The organism is Lachnospiraceae bacterium KGMB03038 (assembly GCA_007361935.1).
GTDB lineage: Bacteria > Bacillota > Clostridia > Lachnospirales > Lachnospiraceae > Massilistercora.
The window spans coordinates 1,189,643-1,201,701 of sequence record CP041667.1; the positions used below are offsets into that span (position 1 = coordinate 1,189,643).

Here is a 12,059-nt window from a genome sequence, read left to right on the forward strand (position 1 = left end):
CTCCTTACTCTGAATCTTTGGAAAGAAGGGAACGCAGATTCTGGATCTCCGTTTCCGAAAGGGAATGATGATCCAGATAAGCGGAAAGCATGGCGCTGATATCACCGTTGTAAAAACGTTTCAGAAAAGAAGCATTTTCTTGATCTAAATATTCATTTTCCTGGACCGCCGGGGTATAGACGAATATGCGGCCTTGTTTTTCGTAGGTCAGGGCGCCTTTGGTCACAAGGCGTTTGATCAGGGTCTGGATGGTCTTAGGGCTCCAGGAAGTGGTTTTTAGCAGGCGCTCCGTGATCTCATTGGTATTGATGGGCGCATACTTCCATACGATTTTCATGACTTCATATTCCGCTTCTGAAATCTGGGGTAAAGCAGGCATAGTTGTTCCTCCTAATAAATCTTACATATGTAATAAAAATATTATAAGGGGGAAATAAGGGAGTGTCAAGAACATTTGTTCTTTTTTGCGCTTCGACCTATATACTTTTAGAAGTTTATTTGCTATAATGTGCGAAAGGATGGAAATAGCGCAGCGGAAAGCCAGTCAAGGAGTTTTTAGGAAGACGGCTAGTACAAGATGCTTTTTACTTTAAAAGAATCAGTATGGGCAAAATTTGCCCATACTGCCGATGATGGAAAAACCTACCAAGTGGATTACTATAATCTGGACGTGATTATATCTGTGGGATATAGAGTAAAATCTTTGCGTGGTACTCAGTTTAGAATATGGGCAACAAATATTTTGAAAGAATATATGCAAAAAGGTTTTGCTTTAGATGATGACCGCTTAAAACGCTTAGGTGGCGGAAACTATTTTGATGAATTATTAGAACGTATTCGTGATATTCGGTCATCAGAAAAGGTTTTCTGGAGAAAAGTGTTGGAAATTTATGCAACGAGTATTGATTATGATCCAAGAGCAGAAAGTTCAATTCTTTTCTTTAAACAGGTACAGAACAAAATGCATTGGGCGGCGCATAAGCATACAGCAGCAGAAGTGATATATCAAAGAGCGGATGCTGAGAAAGAACATATGGGATTAACTTCCTGGCAGGGGAAATCTATATTTTGAAGGTGGAGATATTGAACATATCAAGAACCACAAAGGAGAAGATTATATCATGGATCATTTTGAATTAGTATCAGAATACAAACCTACCGGCGACCAGCCCCAGGCAATCGAGAGGCTGGTCAAAGGTTTTAAGGAAGGCAACCAGTGCGAGACCCTTCTTGGCGTCACTGGTTCCGGGAAAACCTTTACTATGGCAAACGTTATCCAGCAGCTGAATAAACCGACATTGATCATTGCTCACAACAAAACTTTGGCGGCACAGCTCTATGGCGAGTTCAAGGAATTTTTTCCGCATAACGCAGTGGAATATTTTGTCTCCTAGTGTGCCGGGGCCGGAAAATGAGGTATATTTAGTGTTTTTTCGTGCTGTTTCGTCCAGATTTTGTGGACAGAACAGGACGAAACGGACTGGATGATACCAGGCGGACAAAATGATTTTGTGACTTTTTGCAGGAAAAATTCGTAATGAATAAATATGATTAGATTTTCGTACAAATAAGGGAGGGAAAGATTATGTATAAGCCAATTGTATTTGTTAGTTCAACAATTTATGATTTTAAAGATTTGCGTTCAGCATTAAAATATTGGCTTACAGAAAAAGGGTATGAAGTTAGAATGTCGGAGCGAAATGACTTTGTTAAAGACTCAAGTAAAAATTCTTATTTGGCCTGTTTGGACTCTATCAAAGAATGTGATTATTATATCCTATTAATAGGAGCAAGAGCAGGGGGATTATTTTCAACAGATCCTAAAATTACGATAACACAAAGGGAATATGAGTATGCCAATGAGTTGGCTGAGCAAGGGAAAATTAAAAAATTATTGATTTTTGTAAGACAGAGCATTTGGGATATTAGAGAAGACAGGAGAGCTTTGCAAAGATATATCGAAAATGAACTGATAAAAGATGAGGGATTAATTAGCAAAGCGGAAGAAATAAAATTAATTACAAATAGATCTAGTTCTATTATAAAGGATACGGATTTGATTTTTAATTTTCTAAAAGAGGTTGGGAAAATTGACGATTTGAAAAAAGCTATAAAAACGGGAACAGAGTATCCTAAAAGGAATTGGATCAATCAATTTAACAATTTTGAAGATATTATTGATGTTTTAAAAATTGAATTGAATGCAAACAGGGATATTGATATTAAGAGATGGAACGAAATATTAAAACAAGAAATTTCAGAAAATCTTGCCAGATTAAGTACGATGGTAGATAAAAAAATAGTTCCTTTTTTCTTATTCGCATCAATGGCTAGAAAAAAATTGCCAGAAAAATTTGGAGAGCAATACACACTGAATTATAAAGAAATAATTTCATTTAGAGAATTTGCTGTAGCAGGTATTTTACAAGGAACTCTATTATCGACAGAAATGATTATTTCTGCTATTAATTCTGGTGTATATTTAAAATATGATAGTGCAAAGGGAGTTTATACGACAAGTAATGTACAAAGAGCTTTGGTAGACATGTTAAATTGTATTAAAGGAATAAAAAGACAAAAAGAGTCTTTTGGAACGAATGAAATTGTCAATATAGTAAATAAGTTTAATCAGATTCCAGCAGGAGCAGGATTAACATTACATTCAGATGATACATTGCTATTTATGGTATATGCGGCCCATGATTATCAATACAATATTTATCATCTATCAAAATATCTGTTAGGAATTTTTGAAGGAATAATAGCGGACGACAAATACCCAGTTTTATATAAAGAAGGAGTGTTTAAATCTCTTACAGGCCAAGATGAGGAAATAGTTATATCTCCACAAGCAGCATATGAAACATACATAAGAGAAATCAGAGAAGAAAATAAATAAGATATTACTTATTACATAGCCGGAAGGTTTTCAATTTACGAAAATCATCCGGCTTTTTTCATGCCCATTTTTATACATAGCCATTTCCCCACACAGGAAGATGGCTATTAAATATTTAGGAAAGGAGGGAACCGTGATGGTAAATTGCAAAGTAATTGCGATTGCCAACCAGAAAGGCGGATAACGTATAATTAATTTCGCAAAATCAATTTCATAAAAATAGACATGGTCTATAGCCGTTTGGTAAAATCAAGTCACCACAACTAAATCTATCAAAGGAGGCTATAGAACCATGTCTGATAAGATTATACAGCTAAATGAGGACTTAATAAAGCATGATTTAAAGGATCTTGTCCGTAACAGTGTCGAAGAAACATTAAACGCCCTGCTCGATAAGGAAGCCGACGAATTAGTCAACGCTGAAAAGTATGAGCGCTCCTCTGACCGCCAGGGATATCGTTCCGGCCATTATAAGCGAAATCTCCACACTACCGCAGGGGAAGTCGAACTGAAGGTTCCTAAACTGAAAGGGGTTCCTTTCGAGACAGCCATTATCGAAAGATATCGTCGCAGAGAATCTTCCGTGGAAGAAGCTCTTATTGAGATGTATCTGGCCGGTGTTTCTGTCCGACGCGTGGAAGATATCACCGAAGCCTTATGGGGAACGAAAGTATCCCCTGGAACCATCAGTAACCTGAATAAAAAGGCTTATGAGCATATTGAAACCTGGCGTACCCGTCCGCTTTCCGGGAACTATCCTTATGTTTACGTAGATGGTGTTTACCTGAAACGTAGCTGGGGCGGCGAGATCCAGAACGTTTCTGTTCTCGTTGCCATTGGCGTCAGTCAGGATGGCTGCCGGGAAATCCTTGGTGCTGCGGAAGGGATGAAAGAGGATCGTGAAAGCTGGCGTTCTTTCTTCGTATGGTTGAAAGAACGCGGGCTTACTGGTGTACGTTTGATCATCGGCGATAAGAATCTCAGTATGCTTGAAACCATTCCGGAAGTCTTTCCGGATTCCAGATATCAGCGCTGTACGGTTCATTTTTACAGAAATATATTTTCTGTTACCCCCCGTAACAAGATGAAAACGGTAGCGCTTATGCTCAAGGCGATCCATGCGCAGGAAAGCAAGGAAGCCGCCCGTGAAAAAGCAATCCAGGTAGCGGAGAAACTCCGTGCCATGAAGCTTGCTAAAGCTGCCAAGAAGGTAGAGGACGGGATTGAAGAAACCTTGACCTATATGGATTTTCCTACGCAGCATTGGACCCGGATCCGAACCAATAACGCTATTGAGCGCCTCAACCGTGAGATTAAACGGCGTACAAAAGCGATCGGTGCTTTTCCTGACGGGCAGAGTGCCTTGATGCTCGTATGTGCCAGACTGCGTCACGTAGCAGCAACCAGTTGGGGAGCCAGACGCTATATGAATATGGATCATCTTTTCAAAACAGAAGAGGATCTGCTGTCTGATATCATAGCCGGCTGACTACCGGCTGCTAAACGGCTAGGTTTTGATTTTGCGAAAAACTATTGACACTATCGAAAGGCGGAACAGGAAAAACTACCACAACCGTCAACTTAGGAATCGGGCTTGCCAGAGAAGGGAAGAAGGTTCTTCTGGTGGACGCTGATCCACAGGGTGATCTGACAACCTCACTGGGATGGCCGGAGCAGGATAACCTTTCTGTGACACTTGCCACACAGTTAGAGGGGATTGTGGCAGACCGGGAAATGGATAGCCACGCCGGAATTTTACACCATGAGGAAGGCGTTGATCTGATCCCGTCCAATATTGAACTGGCAGGGCTGGAAGTAATGCTTGTCAATGCCATGAGCCGGGAACTTACGTTGAAAAATTATCTGAATGAAGTGAAAAGCGGATACGACTATGTGCTGATTGACTGTATGCCAAGTTTAGGTATGCTGACGATCAATGCACTGGCGGCGTCTGACAGTGTGATTGTTCCGGTGCAGGCCCAGTATCTCCCGGCAAAGGGAATGACACAGCTAATGAAAACAATAGGGAAGGTGCAAAGGCAGATTAACCCAGCGCTGAAAGTGGACGGTGTACTTTTGACACTTGCAGATATGCGGACAAATCTGGCCCGTGTGACCGCAGAAAGTATCCGTCAGAATTATGGGAGAATGGTTAAGGTTTACCAGACTGTCATTCCGGTTGGCGTGAAAGCAGCGGAAACAAGTGCCGCAGGACAGAGCATTTACCGCTATGACAAAAACGGTACGGTGGCAAAAGCCTATGCGTCATTTACAAAGGAGGTGATACGGGATGGCGAAAGGCAGAGAGATAAAATTGCCCCTTCCCGCAGCCGCTGATCTGTTCAGCACACAGGAGGAACGTGACGAGGCAAAGCGGGAGTTTATAGCAGACATTCCTCTGGAAGAGATCAGCGACTTTCCCGATCATCCGTACAAAGTAAAGCAGGATGAAAGTATGTTGGAACTGGCAGCAAGTATCCGGGAGAAAGGTGTGGTCAATCCTGCTCTGGTGCGCCCGAAACCGGAAGGCGGTTATGAAATGGTGGCAGGACACCGTAGAAAATTCGCCAGTGAGCTTGCCGGGAAAACGGTCATGCCCTGTATTGTGCGAAATCTGACAGATGATGAAGCTACAATTATCATGGTGGACTCTAACCTGCAAAGGGAGAAAGTCTTACCGTCAGAAAAAGCCTTTGCTTATAAAATGAAGTTGGAGGCCATGAACAGACAAGCAGGACGCCCTAGCAAAAATATGACACCAGTGGTGTCAAATTCTTTAGGTATAAGAACAAATGAAGTTCTGGCAAAAGAAGTGGGCGAAAGCAGAGAGACAATCCGTCGTTACATCCGTCTTACCGAACTTATCACATCTATTCTGGATATGGTGGATGAGGGGAAGATTGCCATGCGTCCGGCGGTAGAACTGTCTTACCTGCCGAAAGAACAACAGCAGGTGCTTTTTGACACAATGGAACAGGAGGACTGTACTCCAAGTCACGCACAGGCCATTAAAATGCGGAAGTTTGCAGAGGCGGGAAAGCTGAATGAGGATGTGATCCTGTCGATCATGACAGAGGAAAAACCGAACCAGGTGGAGCAGTTTAAAATCCCGAAAAAGAGGATTGACAAATATTTCTCTCCGGGAACCACGCCAAAGCAGATGGAGGACACAATCATTAAGGCACTGGAACTGTACCGCAGACGGGAGAGAGGACGGGAGAGATAAGAGGACGTCAGGGGGAAAGTGGGTTCCTATGTGGCTTCCCAGTTTTCCCGATTTTCTGGTTCCCCCTTCCCACACCCTACCCCTTCCGGATTACCAGCAGTTTACCAGCCGAAAAGAAGAATAAGGAGCCGGTGGCTATCCACATTCCACCGGATCAGTACCCAACCCTGCCAGTCAGCAGGGCTTTTTTTATGCGAACTGAAAGGTTTAGAAATGGAGGAGAATGAAGTGAAGAAAATCAAGCAGTTATTCAAGAAAGGGATCGCACTGGCGTTGGCAGCGGTCACGACACTGTCCGTCTTTCCGGCGGCAACAGTATCGGCTGCGTCCGAGCGGGCAACGATCACATTTGCTTACTGCTATGACGGAAATGGGAATACCATCCGTTATCAGCAGACCTTTTCCCATAACGGAATTACCTGTGGACATGCAGGAGAGGCCCGAACCCGGATCTATGCGGATGGGGAGAACGCTTACTGTATTGAACCGGGAATTACCTTGCATACAGGAAACACATTGGAGCGGGATGCTTCTGTGTTGTGGAATAACTTGGGGAAAGAAAAGCAGGACGCTGTGAACCTTGCCCTTCTGTATGGCGCACAGGGCAGCATGGGAAGTTTGTCCGGTACGGAAGATGAGAAAATCCTTGCGACACAGATGGTCATATGGGAAATTGTGACCGGGTGCAGGAATGCCACCGCTCCATACACTCAGACGGACGCTAAATTTTATAATGGTCTTTGTGTAAACGGAGCAAACAGCGGTGTGGCAGCGGCTTATAACCAGATTATCTCCGGCATGATCAGCCACGGAACCATTCCCGGTTTTGCGTCCGGCAGTACAGACAGCGCCCCGCAGGAACTGAAATGGGACGGAAATCAGTATGTGCTGAAACTGACAGATACCAATGGAGTCCTGTCGAAATTCAATTTCACATCGTCTAACAGTGATGTGAAAGTCAGCACATCTGGAAATACACTGACCATCACATCCAATAAAGCGATTGCCGGGAACGTGCAGTTATCTGCAACCAAGAAAATTCCCACAGTGAGTAGCAGCGCCAAGTTGATTGCTTATGGAGATCCGTCTTTGCAGGACGTGGTTACAGGTGTGGAGAATACAGCAGCAGTGCAGGCGTATCTGAATGTGAAAATCCCTTATGGACACGTCCAAATCGTGAAAACTTCTGAGGACGGTGTGGTAGCCGGATTAAAATTCCAGATCACGGGGAATTGCATTGACCAGACTGTGACAACCGGAGAAGATGGAACCATCCGGGTGGAGAACCTTCAGCCGGGAACCTATACAGTAACCGAGCTGACCGAGAACAGATATGAACCGCAGAAAGCGCAGACTGTGGAAGTCAAAGGCGGGGAGACCGTTACCGTGGATTTTTCCAATATCCTCAAGCGTGGCAGTCTGAAAGTGACCAAGACTTCTGAGGATGGTCTGGTAGAAGGCATGAAGTTCCACCTTTATGGGACCTCTCTTTCTGGTATCCCGGTGGATGAGTATGCGGTTACGGACAGCACAGGTGTTGCCACGTTTTCTGATATTCTGATTTCCGGCGATACACCATATACACTGGAGGAAGTCGAGACAGCAGAGCGATACGTGGTTCCGGCGGCTCAGAACGTGACTGTCAACTGGAACGAAGTGACCAATGCCACTGTCCATAATGTACTGAAAAAGTTCCGGGTAACGGTTATAAAGACAGACCGGGAGACAGGAATTCCGCAGGGAGACGCTACACTGGCAGGTGCGGTATACGGGATCTATAACGGGGACACATTGATTGACACCTACACCACAGACAGCAAGGGCAGCTTTACCACAAAATATTATGTATGTGGCGATGACTGGACAATCCGGGAGATTGCTCCGTCCGAAGGGTATCTTCTGGATGAGACTTCCTACCATGTGGGTGCGGAGGCAACCCTTTATACGGTAGAGCTGAACGATACTTCCAATGATGTGACTGAGCAGGTCATCAGAGGAAAAATCTCTATTATCAAACACACAGATGATGGCAGTACACAGATTGAGACACCGGAGGAAGGCGCAGAGTTCCAGGTGTACTTAAAGAGCGCAGGCAGCTATGACAGCGCAAAGGACAGTGAGCGGGATACTTTGGTGTGTGACGAGAACGGATATGCCGAGACCAAAGACCTGCCTTATGGTATTTATACCGTCCACCAGACGAAAGGATGGGAAGGCCGGGAGATGATTGAGGATTTTGACGTATATATCAGCAGTGACGGAGAAGTTTACCGCTATCTCATCAACAACCGCCTGTTTGAATCCTATATCAAAGTGGTCAAAAAAGATGCAGAAACCGGAAATACCATTCCTCTTGCGGGAGCTGGGTTCCAGATCTATGACGAGTCCGGGAATCTTGTGACCATGAAGTATACCTATCCGGAGGTAACAGAACTGGATACTTTCTATACAGGAAGCGACGGTTATCTCATTACGCCGGAGGTTCTTCCTTACGGAAATTACACATTGGTAGAGGTGCAGGCTCCCTATGGGTATGTACTGGACAGTACGCCGGTTCCATTCACGGTATCCGAGGAACAGTCTGGGGAGGACAGTGGAGTGACCGTGATCACGGTGGAAAAAGAGGATATACCGCAGAAAGGCAAGATCCTTGTGACAAAGACAGGGGAAGAATTTTCCTCTGTGCAGATATCCGGAGACGGTGTGGTAGACAAAGACGGGAACCTTGTGGAAGGAGAAAACATTTATACTCCTGTTTACGAAGTAACTGGACAGGCAGGGGCGGTATATGAAGTGATCGCTGCCGAGGACATTGTGACACCGGATGGAACTGTGCGGGCAGCCGCCGGGGAAGTGGTAGATACCATTACCACAGATGAAGAAGGAAAGGCTGAGACAAAAGAACTGTATCTGGGCAAATACCAGATTGTGGAAAAGACAGCGCCGGACGGTCTGGTGCTGAATACAGGAATCCATGAGGTGGAGCTGACGTATGCCGGACAGGAAGTATCCGTAACGGAGGCAGATACTGCTTTCTATAATGAGCGGCAAAAAGTGACGATTGACCTTACAAAGACACTGGAACAGGATGAGATTTTTGGGATTGGAAATGCGGGAGAAATTCAGAACGTGGCCTTTGGCCTGTATGCCGCAGAGAATCTGACAGCAGCGGATGGTTCCATGATCCCGGCGGACGGTCTGATCGAGATTGTGTTTTGCAGTACAGAGGGAACCGCCGCATTTCAGACAGATCTGCCTTTTGGCAGATATTATGTGAAAGAGGTTGCTACCGACCAGCATTATCTTCTGTCAGAGGAAGCCTATCCTGTGGACTTTACCTACCAGGGGCAGGATACCGCTGTGGTTCACATTTCTGTGAACGAGGGCAATGCCATTGAGAATGAGCTGATCCGGGGAAGGATCTCTGGTCAGAAAGTAGACTCGGATGGTGAGGCACTGGAAGGTGCAACGATTGGTCTGTTTTCCATAGGTACAGAAGAATTTACGGAAGAAACCGCCTTAATGGTAACAACCTCTGATAAAGACGGAGCGTTTGCTTTTGAGGATGTACCGTTTGGAAGATGGATTGTACGGGAAATCGCAAGTCCGGAAGGATATGTGCTGAATGAGGCTCTCCACTATGTATCGGTTACAGAAGATGAGGAAGTGATCGAAGTGGAACTGATCAACAAACTCATTGAGGGAAGTGTGCGTCTGACAAAAGTGGACGCAGAATATCCGGCGAACAAGCTGACGGGAGCGGTGTTTGAGCTGTATGCAGACACGGACAAAGACCAGAAACTGACCGAAAACGATGAACTTGTGGGAGAAATTCCGGAAATCTCAGAAGGCATTTACCAGACGGACGGTCTGCTTTACGGAGGATATTTTGTGAAAGAAAAGACTGCCCCGGAAGGCTTCAAGCTGGATGAGAACGCTTATTACTTTGAGATCAGCGAGGACGGAAAGATTGTAGACGTGGAAAATGAGGCGGGCGTTGGCTTTATCAATCAGCCGATTACCGGAAAACTAGAACTGACCAAGACAGACGTTGCGGATGGAAAACCTCTTCCAAACGCCGGATTCCGGATTAAGGACGAGGATGGGAATATTGTTGCCACAGGTGTAACAGATGAGAATGGAATCGCTACCTTTACTTTGCGATATGGAAAATACACCTATCAAGAATACAATGCACCGGAAGGATACGAGATTGATGAGTCCGAATACGCTTTTGAGATCAAAGAAGACGGTCAGATTATAAAAGCTACTATGACCAATGAAAAGATTCCGGAGGAAGTAATCACGACACCAAAAACCGGAGATGACAGCAGACCGGGCCTGTGGATGGCATTATCTGCCCTGTCTGGTGCAGGAGCGGCAGCTTTTGGTATTCTGGCAGTCGTAAAAGGAAAGAAAAAGAAAGAGGAGGAACAGGCATGAATGCAAAGATGTGGATCACGGTCATCTTAGTGGCATTTATCGCAGGAGCCTTGATTTGGTTGAATCTGCGGAACCGGAAGAAATAGACAGAATGTGACAGGAGGCGGTGGTAAGCCGCCTCTTTACATACCAGACGAAAGGAGGATGAGGACTATGCATGAGGAGGAAAAGAAACGGATGGTGGAAACCTATGAGATCACACAGGCGATCCGGATCGGAGACAGGGAGATACTGTTTGGTGTGGACGAAAAACAGGAACTTCCCTATTTCTGTGGATTTTATCGGAGCAATGCCCTTGTAGGAGAATACAGCGAGTGCATGGCCGGAGACGACTATGTGGAGATGATGGAACTACTTGCAGACAGAATAAAAACCCAGTGTGAGAAAGTCCGGGAAGAATGGGCGAAGGTTACAGTTCCGAGGGAAAAGATCACGGAGCAGATGTGTATCCCGCTTTCCAAATGTGACAATCTGAAGGGAAAAGTAATGGCTGTGCGCCCGGAGGTATTGAGACCAGAATACCGATCTGCGGAACACCAACTTGTCTATGTGCGGAGTGGGAACGGAATACGAAGTAATTCTTTTGGAACTGCCTGCTATTGTACGAACCTGTATGACGGGGAAAATGTACGGTGGGAGAGGTATGATTTTCAAGGTGAAGTGAAACCAGAGAACCTGCCGCTGTGGGCAAGGGAACGGGTAGAGGAAGTGCGGAAACAGGAGACAGAAAAAGTATCTTTATCACAGGAGGTGCGTTGATGGAGAAACGAGTAAACCAGGGATATGAGATAGTTCAGTCTATTGAGGTGGGAACAGCGGGAGCAGCGAAGAGGAACTAAAAAGGAAATACAGGAAACAGTACAGGAAAGGTAGGTGTGGAAAGTGGCGCAGATAAATCATAAGGCTGTGCGTTCACTCTCAAAATTGATGGAGGCGGGATTTGACAGCGAAAAAGCAGTTTTAAACATGACAATGGATGATATTCTATCGCTGCCGGGGATCACAGTGGCAGAGATCGGAATGATCAATGAAATTCAGAAAGCAGTGAAAGCCGGAAAAGTCATTACGTTTTTAGGAGGCGGAGAGATATGAGCAGCAGGAAAATAATCAGCTTTACCGACAGCCGGGGAAACCCGCTCTTTTCTCTGCCCGACAGTTCTTTTCTGCGTCTGGAGTATGGAAACGGGGATTGCGTTTGCGTTTTCTGCCGCTATCACAGTGAGGAACAGGTGGAGATGGACGGAAAGTGCAGAAGTATTCGCCAGTTTGCAAAGCAGATGGAGAAAAACGGAATCCGGTATCGGCCTATGAGCGAGACAAAACGGAAAGGAGGCAGGGAGGTATGGCAAAGAAGAAATATGACTTGATCACAGACCTTTATGCTGAGGCGGTCAAGGAAGTAACTGCCAGTCCGGAAAACTGGTTGGCTTTTTTACGCTCTGCTTGCCGGAACTTCCGTCTGCCTTTTGATGAACAGATCTTAATCTATGC

At 45.1% G+C, this 12,059-nt stretch carries 9 protein-coding genes and 2 pseudogenes; 10 read left to right on the forward strand and 1 reads right to left on the reverse strand.

From position 1 onward, the window contains the following. Window positions 1-4 precede the first annotated feature (4 nt). Window positions 5-379 carry a BlaI/MecI/CopY family transcriptional regulator gene (locus FND36_05700; protein ID QDW73577.1) on the reverse strand — a complete coding sequence of 125 codons (375 nt, stop codon included), beginning with the start codon at window positions 377-379 and terminating at the stop codon, window positions 5-7. Window positions 380-589: 210 nt separating this feature from the next. Here FND36_05700 and FND36_05705 point away from each other — a divergent pair. The 10 genes and pseudogenes from FND36_05705 (at window position 590) to FND36_05750 (ending at window position 11,935) form a co-directional block, all read left to right on the forward strand. After that, window positions 590-1,057 (forward strand): annotated as a pseudogene (locus FND36_05705) (virulence RhuM family protein). A 64-nt stretch (window positions 1,058-1,121) separates the two neighbouring features. Continuing rightward, window positions 1,122-1,391 (forward strand): annotated as a pseudogene (locus FND36_05710) (excinuclease ABC subunit B). A 194-nt stretch (window positions 1,392-1,585) separates the two neighbouring features. Then, entirely contained in the window at window positions 1,586-2,899 is a 1,314-nt protein-coding gene (locus FND36_05715; protein QDW73578.1) for a DUF4062 domain-containing protein, read from the forward strand. Window positions 2,900-3,191: 292 nt separating this feature from the next. After that, the gene (locus tag FND36_05720; protein ID QDW73579.1) at window positions 3,192-4,388 is read left to right on the forward strand and encodes an IS256 family transposase; all 1,197 of its coding nucleotides are present in this window, start codon (window positions 3,192-3,194) and stop codon (window positions 4,386-4,388) included. A 44-nt stretch (window positions 4,389-4,432) separates the two neighbouring features. Further along, window positions 4,433-5,236: a ParA family protein gene (locus tag FND36_05725; protein QDW73580.1), complete on the forward strand. Its 804-nt coding sequence runs from the start codon at window positions 4,433-4,435 to the stop codon at window positions 5,234-5,236. Beyond that, on the forward strand, window positions 5,190-6,125 hold the full coding sequence (locus FND36_05730) for a ParB/RepB/Spo0J family partition protein (protein ID QDW73581.1): 936 nt from the start codon (window positions 5,190-5,192) through the stop codon (window positions 6,123-6,125). Before FND36_05725 ends, FND36_05730 begins: the two co-directional genes overlap by 47 nt. 213 nt (window positions 6,126-6,338) lie before the next feature. Beyond that, window positions 6,339-10,568 carry a TonB-dependent receptor gene (locus FND36_05735; GenBank protein QDW73582.1) on the forward strand — a complete coding sequence of 1,410 codons (4,230 nt, stop codon included), beginning with the start codon at window positions 6,339-6,341 and terminating at the stop codon, window positions 10,566-10,568. Between the two features lie 153 nt (window positions 10,569-10,721). Next, entirely contained in the window at window positions 10,722-11,327 is a 606-nt protein-coding gene (locus FND36_05740; GenBank protein ID QDW73583.1) for a hypothetical protein, read from the forward strand. A 123-nt stretch (window positions 11,328-11,450) separates the two neighbouring features. After that, window positions 11,451-11,660 carry a hypothetical protein gene (locus FND36_05745; protein ID QDW73584.1) on the forward strand — a complete coding sequence of 70 codons (210 nt, stop codon included), beginning with the start codon at window positions 11,451-11,453 and terminating at the stop codon, window positions 11,658-11,660. Continuing rightward, a complete protein-coding gene (locus FND36_05750) occupies window positions 11,657-11,935 on the forward strand; it encodes a hypothetical protein (GenBank protein ID QDW73585.1) in 279 nt (92 codons plus the stop codon). The genes FND36_05745 and FND36_05750 overlap by 4 nt, the downstream gene beginning before the upstream one ends. The last annotated feature ends 124 nt before the right edge of the window (window positions 11,936-12,059 follow it).

Excerpts from the sequence above, each read along its gene's own strand:
- FND36_05735 (QDW73582.1), top strand. The coding sequence starts at position 6,339 with ATGGAGGAGAATGAAGTGAAGAAAATCAAGCAGTTATTCAAGAAAGGG.
- FND36_05700 (QDW73577.1), bottom strand. The coding sequence starts at position 379 with ATGCCTGCTTTACCCCAGATTTCAGAAGCGGAATATGAAGTCATGAAA.
- FND36_05715 (QDW73578.1), top strand. The coding sequence starts at position 1,586 with ATGTATAAGCCAATTGTATTTGTTAGTTCAACAATTTATGATTTTAAA.
- FND36_05730 (QDW73581.1), top strand. The coding sequence starts at position 5,190 with ATGGCGAAAGGCAGAGAGATAAAATTGCCCCTTCCCGCAGCCGCTGAT.
- FND36_05740 (QDW73583.1), top strand. The coding sequence starts at position 10,722 with ATGCATGAGGAGGAAAAGAAACGGATGGTGGAAACCTATGAGATCACA.
- FND36_05750 (QDW73585.1), top strand. The coding sequence starts at position 11,657 with ATGAGCAGCAGGAAAATAATCAGCTTTACCGACAGCCGGGGAAACCCG.
- FND36_05720 (QDW73579.1), top strand. The coding sequence starts at position 3,192 with ATGTCTGATAAGATTATACAGCTAAATGAGGACTTAATAAAGCATGAT.